Annotated in this window: 16 protein-coding genes; 10 read left to right on the top strand and 6 right to left on the bottom strand. The window is 62.6% G+C overall.

The annotated features are described in order from the left end of the window. Positions 1-8: 8 nt before the first annotated feature. From Q1W40_RS05945 to Q1W40_RS05935, 3 genes are read right to left on the bottom strand one after another with little or no spacing between them, the layout of a single operon-like run. Complete coding sequence (locus Q1W40_RS05945) at positions 9-908, bottom strand: VOC family protein (RefSeq protein WP_300709911.1); 900 nt, start codon at positions 906-908, stop codon at positions 9-11. Next, positions 905-1,945, bottom strand: coding sequence for an amidohydrolase family protein (locus Q1W40_RS05940; RefSeq protein ID WP_300709909.1), 1,041 nt, complete (start codon positions 1,943-1,945; stop codon positions 905-907). The genes Q1W40_RS05945 and Q1W40_RS05940 overlap by 4 nt, the downstream gene beginning before the upstream one ends. Before the next feature lie 4 nt (positions 1,946-1,949). Further along, positions 1,950-2,375, bottom strand: coding sequence for a heme-binding protein (locus Q1W40_RS05935; protein WP_300709907.1), 426 nt, complete (start codon positions 2,373-2,375; stop codon positions 1,950-1,952). Positions 2,376-2,495: 120 nt separating this feature from the next. Between Q1W40_RS05935 and Q1W40_RS05930 the strand changes: the two genes are divergently transcribed. The 3 genes from Q1W40_RS05930 (at position 2,496) to Q1W40_RS05920 (ending at position 4,341) form a co-directional block, all read left to right on the top strand. Then, entirely contained in the window at positions 2,496-3,386 is an 891-nt protein-coding gene (locus Q1W40_RS05930) for a LysR family transcriptional regulator (RefSeq protein ID WP_300709905.1), read from the top strand. Between the two features lie 152 nt (positions 3,387-3,538). Then, positions 3,539-3,841, top strand: a complete 303-nt coding sequence (locus Q1W40_RS05925; protein WP_300709903.1) for a hypothetical protein — start codon at positions 3,539-3,541, stop codon at positions 3,839-3,841. Beyond that, complete coding sequence (locus Q1W40_RS05920) at positions 3,838-4,341, top strand: CBS domain-containing protein (protein WP_300709901.1); 504 nt, start codon at positions 3,838-3,840, stop codon at positions 4,339-4,341. Before Q1W40_RS05925 ends, Q1W40_RS05920 begins: the two co-directional genes overlap by 4 nt. Before the next feature lie 280 nt (positions 4,342-4,621). On the opposite strand, the gene Q1W40_RS05915 is transcribed toward Q1W40_RS05920, so the two are convergent. Next, positions 4,622-5,614, bottom strand: coding sequence for a tripartite tricarboxylate transporter substrate binding protein (locus tag Q1W40_RS05915; protein WP_300709899.1), 993 nt, complete (start codon positions 5,612-5,614; stop codon positions 4,622-4,624). A 138-nt stretch (positions 5,615-5,752) separates the two neighbouring features. Between Q1W40_RS05915 and Q1W40_RS05910 the strand changes: the two genes are divergently transcribed. The 4 genes from Q1W40_RS05910 to Q1W40_RS05895 all read left to right on the top strand — a co-directional run bounded on the left by Q1W40_RS05910 (position 5,753) and on the right by Q1W40_RS05895 (position 9,595). Further along, positions 5,753-6,157 (top strand): PaaI family thioesterase, encoded by a 405-nt coding sequence (locus tag Q1W40_RS05910; protein ID WP_300709897.1) that lies wholly within the window; start codon positions 5,753-5,755, stop codon positions 6,155-6,157. Between the two features lie 56 nt (positions 6,158-6,213). Further along, the gene (locus Q1W40_RS05905) at positions 6,214-6,348 is read left to right on the top strand and encodes a hypothetical protein (protein ID WP_255350435.1); all 135 of its coding nucleotides are present in this window, start codon (positions 6,214-6,216) and stop codon (positions 6,346-6,348) included. Positions 6,349-6,712: 364 nt separating this feature from the next. Next, a complete protein-coding gene (locus tag Q1W40_RS05900; protein WP_300709891.1) occupies positions 6,713-8,578 on the top strand; it encodes a phosphoenolpyruvate carboxykinase (GTP) in 1,866 nt (621 codons plus the stop codon). Between the two features lie 93 nt (positions 8,579-8,671). Further along, a complete protein-coding gene (locus Q1W40_RS05895) occupies positions 8,672-9,595 on the top strand; it encodes a DMT family transporter (RefSeq protein WP_300709889.1) in 924 nt (307 codons plus the stop codon). Positions 9,596-9,658: 63 nt separating this feature from the next. Here the strand turns inward: Q1W40_RS05895 and Q1W40_RS05890 are convergent, their stop codons facing one another. Further along, positions 9,659-10,132 (bottom strand): hypothetical protein, encoded by a 474-nt coding sequence (locus tag Q1W40_RS05890; RefSeq protein ID WP_300709887.1) that lies wholly within the window; start codon positions 10,130-10,132, stop codon positions 9,659-9,661. A gap of 159 nt (positions 10,133-10,291) precedes the next feature. Between Q1W40_RS05890 and Q1W40_RS05885 the strand changes: the two genes are divergently transcribed. From Q1W40_RS05885 to Q1W40_RS05875, 3 genes are all read left to right on the top strand, one after another. Beyond that, positions 10,292-11,269 carry a LysR family transcriptional regulator gene (locus Q1W40_RS05885; RefSeq protein WP_300709885.1) on the top strand — a complete coding sequence of 326 codons (978 nt, stop codon included), beginning with the start codon at positions 10,292-10,294 and terminating at the stop codon, positions 11,267-11,269. After that, positions 11,266-12,126: a metallophosphoesterase gene (locus tag Q1W40_RS05880; protein WP_300709883.1), complete on the top strand. Its 861-nt coding sequence runs from the start codon at positions 11,266-11,268 to the stop codon at positions 12,124-12,126. Before Q1W40_RS05885 ends, Q1W40_RS05880 begins: the two co-directional genes overlap by 4 nt. 114 nt (positions 12,127-12,240) lie before the next feature. After that, complete coding sequence (locus tag Q1W40_RS05875) at positions 12,241-12,663, top strand: universal stress protein (RefSeq protein WP_300709881.1); 423 nt, start codon at positions 12,241-12,243, stop codon at positions 12,661-12,663. Positions 12,664-12,786: 123 nt separating this feature from the next. On the opposite strand, the gene Q1W40_RS05870 is transcribed toward Q1W40_RS05875, so the two are convergent. Next, positions 12,787-14,400: an alkaline phosphatase D family protein gene (locus tag Q1W40_RS05870; RefSeq protein ID WP_300709879.1), complete on the bottom strand. Its 1,614-nt coding sequence runs from the start codon at positions 14,398-14,400 to the stop codon at positions 12,787-12,789. Positions 14,401-14,413: the final 13 nt, after the last annotated feature.

Here is a 14,413-nt window from a genome sequence, read left to right as displayed (position 1 = left end):
AAACTCCTTTATCGGGCAAACAAGACGGCACGCTGCGCTTCTTTCAGGCGAGCACTCGGGGGCTGGGAGATGCCCCATTGGTCCACACGACCTGTCGGCCAGGTCCAGTCTGTGGGCTGCCCGGTCTGGTAGCTGTCGTCGATTTGTTCGACCTCGGCCGTGTACTCGATCACGATGTCAAACGGCCCGACGAAGTAGTTGAAAGCGTTGTCGCCCGGGCCATGACGGCCAGGGCCCCACTCGATGGGGTAGCCCGCGTCTTTCATGCGCCCACCGCCGCGCATCACGGCATCGAGATCGGGCATCAAAAAAGCGATGTGGTTCAGCGCATTGTTGTCGGTGTCGCCCAAAGCCACGCTGTGGTGGTCGCTGTTGCAACGCATGAAGGCCATGATGCGGGTGCGGTCCGACAAGGAAAAGTCCAAGGCCTTTTCCATGAATTGGCGGGTGTCCTCCACATGGCTGCTGTTGAGCACCACATGGGCCAGGCGCACGGGCATGTCGGGCGCATCGATGGCGTTGACCTGCTCATCGCCGTGGACCAGACGGAACACGCGGCCGTCGGGGTCGGCCAAGGTGACCGCCTGACCACCGCCAGGCTCCGTCAAGGCAGCAGGCGCCGCCAGCACACGACCGCCTGCCGTCTCGGTTTTTTGCGCAGCCATGGCCAGTGCCTCCAGGCTGCGCGCCCTGAGCGTGACGTGCAAAATTTGAGCCGCGCCGGGCGCCTGGTGCAAGGCCAGCAGGTGGTGATCGGTGCCCGCACCGCGCAAGTACAGCGCATCGGGCGTGCGAGCGGCCACCTGCAAATGCCAGGTGTTGGTGAAAAACGCCTCGGCCAATTCCAGGTCGGGCACCGTCAGGGCCACACTGCGCAAAGCGCCTACCAAAGAAGATGCATGGGTCATGGCAATGGGTTCAATGTAGTGGCGGGCAAGCCCAGAAATCGCAGGCCATTGGCCTGCACCAGTTGTTGGGTCACCCCGGCATCAAAGCCGGCTTGGGCAATGCGCTGCACAGGCCGCGCATCATGAAAATTGAAGGGGTAGTCGGTGCCGATCATCAGCTGCGTTGCCCCAAACAGCTGCACCAGGTGCTGCAAGGTGGGCGTGTCGAACACGAGGGTGTCGTAATAAAAAGACCGCGCCTGCTCGGTGGGCGAGCGCTGCACGCTCTCACGCAATGCCGGAAAGACCGACATGGCCTGCTCCAGCCTGGGCAGCAGCATGGCCAGGGTGCCCCCGCCATGGCTGAACGCGATGCGCAGGCGCGGATGGCGCAGCATCAAATTGCCCGTCAACGCGGACGCCGCAGCCAGCCCCACATCGCTGGGATAAGCCAGCACCTGCTGCAAAGGTGCCGGGCCCACCAGGCGGTCCATGCCCGTGGGGCGCAAAGCGTGCACAAAGACCGCCAGGTCCAGTGCTTCGCAGGCTTCAAAAAACGGGTCCAGGCGCAGGTCACCGATCGGCACGCCGTTGATGTTGCTGCCAATCTCCACCCCCACCAAGCCCAGGCCGTGCCGGATGTGCTGCAGCTCTTTGAGCGCCAGGTCCATGTCTTGCAAGGGCACCGCACCCAAACCCACCAGACGGCCAGACGACTCGGACACCATCAGGGCGATTTGTTCATTGAGGTAGCGCACCAGTTGCGCGCCGACCGCCGGGGCCAGCCAATACGAGAGCAGCTCGGGCATGGGCGAAATCGCCTGCAAACCCAGGCCCATCTCGTCGAAATCGGCCAGGCGCTTGGTGGTCGACCAGCACTTGTCAGACACCGTGCGGTAGTTCTTGCCATCGATCATCACGTGGCGGTGGCAGGCGTGCGCAGGCGCCATGGACGGCCAGCCCGCAGGCGCCGCACTGCCCAGACAGTCCGGGAAATCGTGCGGGATGACGTGCGCATGCACATCCACCCCACAGCCACATGCCGCAAGAGCGTGCATGCTTTCAGCCAGCGATCAGGCCTGCAGCTTCAATGCCCGCGATGCAGATCGCCTCGTCTTCGTCGCCTGTGCCGCCGCTGGCGCCCACGGCCCCCAGCACCTCACCGGCGGCGTTTTTCACCAGCACCGCGCCAGGCTGCGCCAAGAACTTGCCTTCGGCCGTGGCGGCCAGCGAGACAAAAAAGTTGGGGTTGTCCTTGGCGCGCTGGGCCAGCACCCGGCTGGATGCGCCCATCCCCACCGCCCCCCAGGCCTTGGCCCGGGCGATGTCAAAACGGAACATGCTGGCACCGTCTTCGCGGGCAAAGGCTTTGAGCTGACCGGCCTCGTCGAGCACGGCAATGCCCATGGGTTTGTAGCCTTGGGATTTGGAATGGGCCAAGGCCGCATCGATGATTTTTTGGGCCGTGGCCAAACTGAGAACGGTCATTCGGGGTCTCCCATGGAATGGAGGTGGGTCAAGCGGTTTTTTATCAGTTTAGGGAGTCCACCCGAATTCATCCAGTCAATTATTTAAATAGGTAGAATTTGTTTGATGAATACTTCAGGCATGGATTTGAATCTGCTGGTGGCTTTTCACGCCATGCTGGAACACCGCAATGTGACCCGCGCGGGCGAGGCCATCCACCTGAGCCAGCCTGCGATGAGCGCGGCCCTGCGGCGCCTGCGGCTGCTGTTTGAAGACCCTTTGTTCATCCGCGCCGGGCTGGAGATGAAACCCACGCCCCGGGCCCTGCAACTGAGCCCGGCCATCCGGCAAGTGGTGCAGACCGTGCACAGCGAGATCCTGCAGCCCACCCGCTTCGAGGCGCGCACGTCCACACGCACCTTCACGGTGCTGATGCCCGACATCGGCGAAGCGAATTTCTTGCCCCGCATTTTGGCCATGCTGGCGCAAGAGGCCCCCCACCTGAACCTGCGCACCTTGGCCATGCCGCGCCATGCCGCCGCCGAAAGCCTGGAGTCGGGTGCCGCCGACATGGCCATGGGCTACTTTCCGGATTTGCACAAAGCGGGCTTTTACCAGCAGCAGCTGATGCGTTCATCGCATGTGTGCCTGGTCCGACAAGACCACCCCGGCATTGGCGAACTAATCAGTCTGGCCCAGTTCACCGCCGCATCGCACGTGGTGGTCAAGCCGCATGGCCGTGAACATGTGTTTGAGAAATTCCTGCAACAGCAAGGCATCACCCGGCGTGTGGTGCTCGAAATTTCCAACTTTCTGAGCCTGCTGCCCATCATCGAGTCCAGCGACCTGATCGCCACCGTGCCCCAAGACCTGGCCGCATTTTGCGTGCAACACGGCCAGGTGCGCACGGTACCCACGCCGGTCAAGGCGCCGGTGATCGATGTGCAGCTGCACTGGCACCAGCGTTTGCAAAAAGACCCCGGCCACGCCTGGTTGCGCAGCTCGATCCACCGTCTGTTCTCCAACACCTGAAGCGCTCCAAACTTTGCGGCGTGTGCTGCCGCACCGATGATGCCGCACGCGGATTCACCCAGGTCATCGTCGCCCGTCTGCGTGACAGAGCGCACCGTCCATCGAGCACCCAAGAGCCAACATGAACGCCTGTCCTTTCAACGGAGCGTTTCATGCACCTTTTTACCCGTACCGTGCGCGTCAAGAACGCAGCATCCATGGCCGCAGCCATCCGCTTTGCCACCGAGGTCTGCGCCTATGTGAACAAGACTTACCACGTGAAGATGCGCTTTGGCGTCGAGGTTTTTGGCCACACCAAACTCTACTGGTACATGGACTTCGACAGCGTCGATCAATCGCTCGCCATGAACCAGAAAATGCTCACAGACGCGGACTACCAGACCCTGCTGGGCAAAGGCAAAGACCTGTGGGTCGAAGGCAGCCTGAAAGACCGTTTGGTGAGGATGGCACCATGAACCTGGCCAGCTTGTGTCAACGGGACATCCTCTCCCTCAGTGCCGAAGCATCGGTGCAAAAAGCAGCCGAGCTGATGCGCGTCAACCATGTCGGCGCCCTGGCCTTGACCGACCCGGAAGACCCGGCCCGCGTGGTGGGCATCGTGACCGATCGCGATCTGGTGGTCCATCTGCTGGCGCAAGGCCGCTTGCCCGAGGAGCACCCGATCGGGGTCTACAGTCACGCGCAGCTGATTGGCGTGCCGGGCACCGCCTCGGTGCACGAAGCGGTTCAAGCCATGCAAAAGCACGGCGTTCGGCGCCTCTTTGTCACCGAGCCCAACGGGCGCTTGATGGGCTTGCTGTCCATCGACGATGTGTTGGCTACGCTGGCCGATGAGCTGGGCGGACTGTCGCAGGCCATGCGCATCGGGATCGATTTGGAGAGCACCCGCACATCGCCCATGTTCAATCCTGGCGAGCTCAGCGGGAGCATGTACCTGGCGCAACACGAGCCTTGAGACGGGCCGCACTGTGCGTTGAATGTCGGCCCCACAAATGACAAGCCCGACCGGCGAACCGGTCGGGCTGATGGGGCGTCACGAGAGGATCGTCCCAAAGTTTGCCCAAAAGAAGAGTTGTCGTTCTGATGGGCGAGGCGCATGAATGTGCCTCAAGAATGCTTCAGTCAGTCGCCCAACGTCAGCGCTTTCACTTTAATCCTGCCCAGCGATCACCGTCAAGCCGCCGTTACATTCCTGACACCTGCAGCAGGGGCAAGCCATGCGGACAGCGGACAGATCAATCGATCTTGATCTTGTTGCGCGCAATGATGTCGCGGTAAGTCTGCGTGTCTTGCTGGATGCGTGCGGCCAGGCCTTTGGCACTGGCATCGTCCACCTTCCAGCCTTGCAGGAACAACTTCTGGCGGATCTCGCGGGAGCCGAGGATTTTTTCAAGCTCCTGGCTCAGCCGGGCCTGGTGGGCAACAGGCATGCGGGCCGGGGCCACAACCGCGTTCCACACTTCGATGTTGACGCCTTTGGCACCGATCTCGTCCATCGACGGCAAGGTGGGCGCCAACGGCGTGCGCTTGGCCGAGGTCACCGCCACGGCTTCGAGCTTGCCCGCTTGAATCAACGGGTTCACGGTCGAAGCGGGCAGCAAGGTCATCTGCACCTGCCCGCCGATGATGGCGTTCAGGATAGGAGGGCCCCCATTGAAGGGCACGTGAATCGGCTGAATGCCCAAGGCCTGCTTGAGCAACTCCATGCCCAGGTGCCCACCCGAGCCGGGGCCCACTGAACCATAAGCTTGCTTGTCACCGTCGGCCTTGAGCTGGGTGATGAAGGCCGACGGTGTGCGCTCGGCTGCGGGCTTGGCCGTCACCCACACCAGGGGCGCCGTGCCGATCAGTGCAATGGGGGCGAAATCGGTACTCGGGTCATACGTCAATTTGGCATACAAAAACTTGGAACTGGTCAGTGGCCCGTTGCCGATCACGCCGATGGTGTGACCATCTTCGGCCTTGGCGATGGCATCGGCGCCGATGTTGCTGCTGGCACCGGGCTTGTTGTCCACCACCACCGATTGCCCCAAGGCACGCGCCAAGGGCTCAGCGATCAAACGGGCCTGCACGTCCGGCGAAGACCCTGCCGGGTAGCCCACGATGATGCGGATGGGTTTGCTGGGCCAGGCATCGGCCGCTTGGGCATGCACTGCCCAGAGACTGGCCACCAGGCACATGACGCTGGGGTACCAGCGCATCTGGCGTTCTTTTTTCTTCGTTTGCATGAAGTGCTCCTTGATCAGGGGATGTCGATCCAGTCTGCATTGTGTGTTCAAAAAGCCGTCATTCCGTCTTGCCGGTGACCCGATGCCCTCGCCCGCTTGCGCCAAAATCCAACGAAGACCTCTCGAGAAAGCTTTGCCATGACCACCGACACCCTGCAACAAGCCTTGCGCGAGCTGTTTGCCCCCTGGGTGCAAGCCCTGAATCTGAGCGTCGAAGCCATCCACAGTGACAGCGTGACGCTGCGCCTGCCGCAAAGCGATCAGCTCTCGCGTGTGGGCGGCATGCTCTGTGGCCAGGCCATGATGGCGGCGGCCGACACGGCCATGGTGCTGGCTCTGATCCAGCACTTTGGCGAGTTCCGCCCTTGCAGCACGGTGCAGCTGTCCAGCACCTTCATGAAACCCCTGTCTGGGCAAGACGCGCTGATCACCGCCCGGGTGTTGCGGGCCGGCAAGGCCATGGCCTTTGGCGAAATCGACCTGGCCGGGGCCGACGATGGCAAGAGCGTTTTCCGGGCCAGCACGACCTACGCCTTGATGTAAGGCAAGCGCTGGCCGGGCTTGGCTACAATACGAGCATTCTTGTTTTGAGGTAACCCATGTCCGCTCACAACGACGCACACACATCTGACGATCCCGTGGAAAACGTGGTCAAGCACATCCCCGTGATCATTCCGGCCGCTGGCGCCGTACTGATTTTCTTGCTGGCCTTCATCGCCGTCTTCATGGCCTGAGGTTCTCAGCCCCTGGGTGCAGGCGCCGCGTCTGCACCGCCAACAACCCGCAACAGCTTCGGCTTTGCGGGTTTTGTTTTTTCTGGACCGCCTTGACGTGCACCGCGCCTTTTCAATCGCGCCGCCTTGAAAGCACCCCGGCAAGATGGCCTGGCATAACATCATGCATTTTTTGCATAGATTTAAACTGATTTTCGACCCCAATGACAGGCACAAATTGGCCAGCCTCCCTAAAATCGAGGCCCGCGCAGTTACCAGGCGGTTACATGGCCTGTGTGACACCCCCATTTCAAACCGATTCGTTTTTTCAAAGCCCCTGCCCAGAGCCTTTGAAAAAACGATTTTTAAACTTTGGAGCTTTCCCATGAACTCACCCGTGATGCAGGGCCTGAACCTGAACACACCGGCTTACGTCAAAAACGCCAAGCTGATCGCCTGGGTCGCCGAAATGGCCGCCCTGTGCAAGCCCGCCAACATCTATTGGTGTGACGGCTCGCAAGAAGAATACGACCGCCTGTGCGCCGAGCTGGTGGCTGCGGGCACCTTCAAGAAGCTCAACCCCGCCAAGCGCCCCAACTCTTTCCTGGCCTGGACCGATCCTTCGGACGTGGCCCGCGTGGAAGACCGCACCTACATCTGCTCGGACAAGAAAGAAGACGCCGGCCCCACCAACAACTGGATGGAACCTGCGCAAATGCGCGCCACGCTGAACCCGCTGTTTGACGGTTGCATGGCCGGCCGCACCATGTATGTGGTGCCTTTCTCCATGGGCCCTCTGGGTTCGCACATCAGCCACATCGGCATCGAGCTGACCGACAGCGCCTACGTGGCCGTGAACCAAAAACTGATGACCCGCATGGGCAAGGCCGTGTACGACGTGCTGGGCACCAACGGCGAGTTCGTGCCTTGCATGCACACCGTGGGCGCACCTTTGGCCGCTGGTCAAAAGGACAGCACCGCCTGGCCTTGCAACCCCACCACCAAGTACATCGTTCACTTCCCCACCACCCGCGAGATCTGGTCTTACGGTTCGGGCTACGGCGGCAACGCGCTGCTGGGCAAGAAGTGCTTTGCGCTGCGCATCGCCTCCAACATGGGCCGCGAGCAAGGCTGGTTGGCCGAGCACATGCTCATCCTGGGCGTGACCAGCCCCGAGGGCAAGAAGTACCACGTGGCTTCGGCTTTCCCCAGCGCCTGCGGCAAGACCAACTTCTCGATGCTGGTGCCGCCAGCGGCGTTCGAAGGCTGGAAAGTCACCACCATCGGTGACGACATCGCCTGGATCAAGCCCAATGCCGACGGCAAGATGTACGCCATCAACCCCGAAGCCGGTTACTTTGGCGTGGCCCCTGGCACCAACATGAAGACCAACCCCAACTGCATGCTGAGCCTGCACAAGGACGTGATCTTCACCAACGTGGCCCTGACCGACGACGGCGACGTCTGGTGGGAAGGCATCGAAAAAGACACCGGCGCGCTGCCCGATCACCTGATCGACTGGCAAGGCAATGACTGGACACCGGCCATCGCCAAAGAAAAAGGCACCAAAGCCGCGCACCCCAACGCCCGTTTCACCGTGGCTGCGATCAACAACCCAGCCCTCGACCCCGCCTGGGACGACCCCAAAGGTGTGGCGATTGACGCCTTCATGTTCGGTGGCCGCCGCTCGACCACCGTGCCGCTCGTGACAGAAGCGCGCAGCTGGACCGAAGGCGTGTACATGGCCGCGACCATGGGCTCCGAGACCACCGCCGCCGCCTTTGGCGCGCAAGGTGTGGTGCGCCGCGATCCATTCGCCATGCTGCCTTTCTGCGGCTACAACATGAGCGACTACTTCCAGCACTGGCTGGACACCGGTGCCAAGGCCCAGGCCGCTGGCTTCAAGTTGCCCGCCATGTACTGCGTCAATTGGTTCCGCAAGGACGAGGCCGGCTCTTTCGTGTGGCCCGGTTACGGCGACAACATGCGCGTGCTCAAGTGGATGATCGACCGCATCGAAGGCAAGGCCCAAGGCGAGCAGACCATGTTCGGCGTGGCCCCCACGTACAGCGAAATCAACTGGAACGGCGTGAGCTTCTCCGCCGAGCAGTTCAAGTCGGTCACCAGCATCGACAAAGCCGCCTGGCAAGCCGAATTCAAGCTGCACGACGAGCACTTTGCCCAATTGGCTTTCCACCTGCCCCAAGCGCTGCTGGACACCAAAGCCGACCTGGAAAAGCGCCTCGGCTGAACCCATCAGGCATTGCGCCTCACCGGCGCCACACCTTGCAAGCGCCCCGGCCACAAACCGGGGCGTTTTTTTGCCCGGCACAATCGCTGGCATATGTCATTTTTGAAAACCCCTGAATCCCGCCACCGTTTGGCCCTGTGGCTGCTCTGGTTCACGCCGGCCATGTGGTCGGTCAATTACATCGTGGCGCGCACCGCGCCCGGCGTGGTGCAGCCCCATGTGCTGGCCCTGGGCCGTTGGGGGCTGGCCGGGCTGGTGCTGGCCTTTGTGGCCCGCAGCGAACTGTGGCGCCAACGCCAAAGCACACTGAAAGTGGCATGGCAATACCTGGTGCTGGGCGCCTTGGGCATGCTCATTTGCGGCGCCTGGGTTTACCGAGGGGCACAGACCACCTCAGCCATCAACATCGCCCTGATCTACGCCGCCTCACCCGTGCTGATCACGGTGGGTGCGGTCTTGTGGCTGGGCGAGCGCTTTTCGTGGCGGCAAGCCGCGGGCGTGTTGATCGCCATGGCGGGGGTCTTCCATGTGGTGGTCAAAGGCCAATGGCTGTCGCTGGGCCAGGTGCACTGGGTGGCGGGCGATGGCTGGATCGTGCTGTGCATGACGGCCTGGGCCGCATACGCGCTGTTGCTCAAGAAATGGCCCAGCCCACTGGGCGCCACGGCCCGTCTGGCCACCACGGCTTTGGGCGGCTCACTGGTCTTGCTGCCTTTTGCCATGGCCGAATGGTGGTCGGCCGACCGGCCCGCCTGGTCAGCCACCGCCACCTGGCTGGTGCTGGCCGCAGCCGTGGTGCCGGGCATCGGCGCCTACTGGGCCTATGGTTTTTGCCAAAAAGTGCTCGGCGCCAGCCGCGTGGCCGCCAGCCTCTACCTGGGGCCTTTGTATGGCGGCTTGACCGCATGGGCCGTGCTGGGCGAGCCGATGGGTTGGCACCACATCCTGGGCGCGGGCCTGATCTTGCCGGGCATCTACCTGGCCTCCAGGCAAGCGCCTGAGACGGCCGAGCCCTGAAACCGCAAGCCCCATGAAAGAAGCCTCCCGAAGGAGGCTTGGATTGTCCCGCCTGAGGGCAGATCAGATGTAGTACAGGCGACTGGCCACCATGCGCTCCACGCGGCGGCTCATCAGCGCGTGCACATCCTTGGCAGGCGCGCTGTCGTCGTCGGCGCGGTCCATGGCGGTTTGCAGGTCGCGCATCATGCGGGTGTCGTTCTGGGCCATGGCCCACAGACGTTGGTCAGCGCGGCGGCGCGCCACATGGGCCGACCAGCCGTCCAAATTGGCCATTGTTTTTTGGGCCAGCATGCGGGTCACGCCGCGCAAGGCCCCAATGGCCAGCACCGCCACAGCCCACAGGGCCAACCAGGAAGCGATGACGTGGGTTTCCGCCCAGTCATCGATCATTTGGTCGGTCATGACGACCAAGGCCGCAACCCCGGCGGCCAGCAACAAAGTGGCCAAGGCCTTGGCAGAAGTGGCGGGTGCCACCGCTTGGGCAGAGGCTGCGGGCACTTGGCCCAAGACAGATTTCGAAACAGTTGTGTTCATTTTGTATTCCCTTCAAAAGGGTTTTGTGTGTTTGCAAAGCAAAGTTATCAAAACCATGGACTGAATATTAGGGTTAATACGGGTATTGTTCAACTTTATATTCATGATGTGTATCATTCACATTGGTGATGAGTTGAGCCATCGACCCCTGACCGCCCCATGAACACCCCCATTCCCGCCTCCTTTCGCACCCTGGACCTGAACCTGCTTCGGGTCTTTGACGAGGTCATGGCCGAACGCAGCCTGACCCGGGCGGCACGCAACCTGTCGCTCACGCAGCCTGCGGTCAGCAACGCGCTGCGCCGCCTGCGCGATGCGCTGGACGACGAGCTGGTGCGCCGCCACGGCCACGGGATCGAGCCCACACCCCGTGCATTGGCCCTGTGGCCAAGCGTGCGCGAGGCCTTGCGCCAGCTGCAGGCAGCCATCGTGCCCAGCCTGTTTGTGCCCGCTCAAGCCAGCAGCACCTTTGTGCTGGCCATGGCCGATGCCACGGCGGCCGAACTCATGGGCGGCCTGGCCAGGCGGCTGGAGAGCGAAGCACCGGGCGTCTCGCTGCGCGTGGTGCCGCTGACCACGCGCGACCCGCGCCGCCTGCTCAGCGATGGCGCGGCCGACATGGCCATGGGCTACTTTCCGGCGGTGCTGACCGACTTGACCGCCCGCGCCCAAGCCGGTGAGGCCGTCACTTTTGAACACCAGCGCCTGTACGCCGGTGAATACGTCTGCGTGATGCGCAAAGGCCACCCGATGGCCGAGCAGGCTTTGAGCACCGAAAGCTACTGCGCAGCGCGGCATCTGCTGGTGAGCTTTTCCGGCCGACCCTATGGCTTTGTGGACGAGGCACTGGCCTCCATCGGCCATCAGCGACGCATCGTGGTCACCGTCAACCAGTTCTTCACCGCCGGGCAAGTCGTGGTCAACTCCGATTTGCTCACCGTGCTGCCCCGCCACTTTGTGCCCACCACCGGCATGGCCGACCAACTGGTGCTGCGCGAGCTGCCCTTTGACGTGCCGCCGGTGCACGTCGAAGCGCTGTGGCACCGCCGCCTGCACCACGACAGCGCTCACCAATGGCTGCGCAGCCAACTGCTGCAAGTGGCGCAGCAAGCCTTCATGCCCGAGAGCACCCCATGAACATTCAGCTTCTGTCGGACTTGCACCTGGAAAGCAACCCCGGCTTCATGCCCACACCCGCCCCCGGTGCCGATGTGCTGGTGCTGGCCGGTGACATCGGTTCTTACCAAAACAACTCGGCCCTCAGCGCCTCAGGCGATGCCGACTTTGGCCTGGGCCGCTTCTCGCCACAAAACGGCTGGCCCACGCCGGTGCTGTTTGTGCCCGGCAACCACGAATACGATGGCCTGGACTTCGACACAGCGCATCAACGCTTACAAGCCACCTGTGCCCGCCTGGGCATCACCTGGTTGGAGCGTGAGGTGGTGCAGCTGGGCGGGGTGCGCTTTGTCGGCACCACGCTGTGGTCCGACTTTGACGCGCTCGGCCCCTTGGCAGGCAAGCCCTTGCCCGAGAAAATACCGGCACATTTCAGCCACCCCAACAGCCAGTACACCCGCCAGCTGAAAGCACGCGACAAGGCTTTTCGCGCCGCCAACTATTACCTGCGCAAAACCGGCACCACGCGCCGGGGCGAGGCCTGGCTGGCCGAAGGCATGCGTGAGCAAGCCTTGTTGTGCCAGGACTGGTTGAGCGCCGCATTGAATGCCCCATTTGACGGCCCCACCGTGGTCGTGACGCACTTTGCGCCCAGCCTGCGCAGCGCCGACCCGCGTTACGGCGAGACACCAGGCACGGCCGGTTTTTGCAACGCGCTCGATGCCCTGCTGCCCCAAGCGCAGCTCTGGCTGCACGGCCATTTGCATTGCCCCAGCGACTACACGCACCAAGGCTGCCGCGTGGTCGCCAACCCTTTGGGCTATGCGCACAAAGGCGAGCAGATCCTCTTCAAGCCTCAGCAACTGTTGACGGCTTGATCTGTGGTCCACCACACCCATGTGGCCTGCCCACGAAGGCCATCTTGACCAAAGTCAATACAGGGCATGTGCAAGTCCTTATGATCAAGCCTTAACCTAACCAAGGAGCCCCTCATGAAAATCTTGTTGGCCGTTGACGGCAGTGAATTCACCAAAAAAATGTTGGCTTACCTGGCCACGCATGATGAGCTCTTCAGTGCCTCCAACAAATACACCTTGATCACGGTACAGCCTCAATTGCCTCCCCGCGCACGCGCAGCCGTTGGCAAAGAGGTGGTCGAAACTTACCAGCGCGAAGAAGCCGAAAAAGTGCTAGCCCCGGTGTCCACTTTCCTGAGCCGCCATGGCATCGATGCCAAAAGCATCACCAAGATCGGTCACGCTGGCGAGCTCATTTCGAAAGCGGCCGACAGCGGCAAATTCGACCTGCTGGTGATGGGCTCGCACGGCCACGGCACCTTGGGCAACCTGGTGATGGGCTCGGTGGCCACGCAGGTGCTGGCGCACTGCAAAGTGCCGTTGCTGCTGGTGCGTTGAAGTCGGGCAAGTCATGGATCCCGGATCAAGTCCGGGATGACATGCAGGGTGTCCGCTATGACGTGCACCGAGTCCAGGACGGCATGCAAAGAATCCGGGATGCGCACCAAAGGCGCAAAGCGATCAAGCTTTCTGAACGCCCGCCACACCCGCCTGGATCTGGAATTGCGCCTGGGTTTTGAGCACCCCATCGGCTTTTGCGGGGTTGGGCGTGGTCCTGAACTGGGCGCTGATGCCTTGCGGCCGCACGTCCAGCAGGGTGTAGCCCCGCTCATCTGAGCGCGCATGCAGGATATCGGGATTGCTGTCCCGGATCTGCGCCAGCAACTTTTCGCCCAAGCCCCGTGAAGTGATCGAGGTGGTCACCAGTTCGCTGGCCACAATCGGCGAGCGCTCGTCATTGGGCTGCACACGCAGTTGCGCGGCCACGTTCATGTGCACATCGCCGCCGAGCACCACCACGTCTTTGAGTCCCGCTTGGGCCACGCTGCCGAGCATGCGGGCACGGGCCTGCGGATAGCCATCCCAGCCGTCGGTGAAAGCGCTGCGCCCCAGCGGCGTATTGACGCCACTGGAACTCATCTGGGTGGACTGAGCCACCAGCTTCCAGCGCTTGTTGCTGCGCGTCAGGCTTTCGGTGAACCATTGTTCTTGCGCCGCACCCAGCATGGTGCGCGAGGTGTCGGCCAGCGCATCGCAGCCCACCACCACACGGCCACCGCCGCGCATCGGGTCAGGGCAGGCCTGGTGGTCGCGGTACTGGCGGCAGTCCAGGGTCCACAGGTCGGCCAGTCGGCCCCAGGCCATGCGGTCGTGGATGCGCATCTGGCTGGCGTTGTTCGCATCGGGCCCCAAGCGCACCGGCATGTGTTCAAAGTAGGCCTGATACGCCGCCGCACGGCGGCGCAAAAACACCTGCGGATCGGTGTAGTTGCGGTCCAGGTCGTTGGCGTAGTCGTTCACGACCTCGTGGTCGTCCCAGGTCATCACCCAGGGGTGCGCGGCATGGCAGGCGCGCAAGTCCGCATCGCCCTTGTACTGCGCATGGCGTTCGCGGTATTCATCCAGCTGCTTGGGCACACCGCCTTCGTGCTTGCGCAACATGTACTGCGGGTTGGTGCTTTCGTAGATGTAGTCGCCCACAAACAGCACCAAGTCCAGATCGCGCTGGGCCATTTCGCGGTGCGCCACAAAGTAGCCCTGCTCAAAATGCTGGCAAGAGGCCAAAGCGATGCGCAAGCGGTCCACCGCGTCGTTCACGCCCGGGCTGGTGCGGGTGTGGCCCACCGGGCTGGTGGCGCTGCCGCACACAAAGCGGTACCAATAATGGCGCCCGGCTTGCAGCCCATTGGCGACCACATGCACGCTGTGCGCACGGCTGGCATCGGTCTGCACGCGCCACTGGCGCAGCGGTTGGCGCAAAGCGGCGTCGGCAAACAGCTCGCACACCACGCCCACCGACTGGGCCATGTGGGCTGCATCGGCTTCGGTGATGCGCAGGCGCGTCCAGAGCACCACGCTGTCAGGCTGGGGCTGACCACTGGCCACACCCAGGCTGAAGGGATCGGACTGCCAGCGCGGACCCTGGGCGGCATCGGCCGAGCTGCTCACAGCCTGCGCTTGGGCACAAGCGCCCAGCCAAGGCGTCATGGCCGCCGCCAAGGCCAAGCGATGCCAGTCGCGGCGGTTCAAAGTGCCCGCTGGCAGCGCGGCCATGTGTTTTTCAAATGCGTTCATTGTTTTCTCGCTC

Origin of the sequence: Limnohabitans sp., from assembly GCF_030158565.1 — a bacterium.
In the GTDB taxonomy this organism is placed as follows: domain Bacteria; phylum Pseudomonadota; class Gammaproteobacteria; order Burkholderiales; family Burkholderiaceae_C; genus Limnohabitans_A.
The sequence above is the reverse complement of the archived record's forward strand: the minus strand, read 5'-3'. Positions and strand labels throughout refer to the sequence as shown.

Bases quoted from the DNA above. Each gene is read 5' to 3' on its own strand.
- Q1W40_RS05945 (WP_300709911.1), bottom strand. From the start codon at position 908: ATGACCCATGCATCTTCTTTGGTAGGCGCTTTGCGCAGTGTGGCCCTG.
- Q1W40_RS05885 (WP_300709885.1), top strand. From the start codon at position 10,292: ATGAACACCCCCATTCCCGCCTCCTTTCGCACCCTGGACCTGAACCTG.
- Q1W40_RS05905 (WP_255350435.1), top strand. From the start codon at position 6,214: ATGTCCGCTCACAACGACGCACACACATCTGACGATCCCGTGGAAAAC.
- Q1W40_RS05920 (WP_300709901.1), top strand. From the start codon at position 3,838: ATGAACCTGGCCAGCTTGTGTCAACGGGACATCCTCTCCCTCAGTGCC.
- Q1W40_RS05880 (WP_300709883.1), top strand. From the start codon at position 11,266: ATGAACATTCAGCTTCTGTCGGACTTGCACCTGGAAAGCAACCCCGGC.
- Q1W40_RS05870 (WP_300709879.1), bottom strand. From the start codon at position 14,400: ATGAACGCATTTGAAAAACACATGGCCGCGCTGCCAGCGGGCACTTTG.
- Q1W40_RS05930 (WP_300709905.1), top strand. From the start codon at position 2,496: ATGGATTTGAATCTGCTGGTGGCTTTTCACGCCATGCTGGAACACCGC.
- Q1W40_RS05895 (WP_300709889.1), top strand. From the start codon at position 8,672: ATGTCATTTTTGAAAACCCCTGAATCCCGCCACCGTTTGGCCCTGTGG.
- Q1W40_RS05940 (WP_300709909.1), bottom strand. From the start codon at position 1,945: ATGCACGCTCTTGCGGCATGTGGCTGTGGGGTGGATGTGCATGCGCAC.
- Q1W40_RS05890 (WP_300709887.1), bottom strand. From the start codon at position 10,132: ATGAACACAACTGTTTCGAAATCTGTCTTGGGCCAAGTGCCCGCAGCC.
- Q1W40_RS05910 (WP_300709897.1), top strand. From the start codon at position 5,753: ATGACCACCGACACCCTGCAACAAGCCTTGCGCGAGCTGTTTGCCCCC.
- Q1W40_RS05935 (WP_300709907.1), bottom strand. From the start codon at position 2,375: ATGACCGTTCTCAGTTTGGCCACGGCCCAAAAAATCATCGATGCGGCC.
- Q1W40_RS05915 (WP_300709899.1), bottom strand. From the start codon at position 5,614: ATGCAAACGAAGAAAAAAGAACGCCAGATGCGCTGGTACCCCAGCGTC.
- Q1W40_RS05925 (WP_300709903.1), top strand. From the start codon at position 3,539: ATGCACCTTTTTACCCGTACCGTGCGCGTCAAGAACGCAGCATCCATG.
- Q1W40_RS05900 (WP_300709891.1), top strand. From the start codon at position 6,713: ATGAACTCACCCGTGATGCAGGGCCTGAACCTGAACACACCGGCTTAC.
- Q1W40_RS05875 (WP_300709881.1), top strand. From the start codon at position 12,241: ATGAAAATCTTGTTGGCCGTTGACGGCAGTGAATTCACCAAAAAAATG.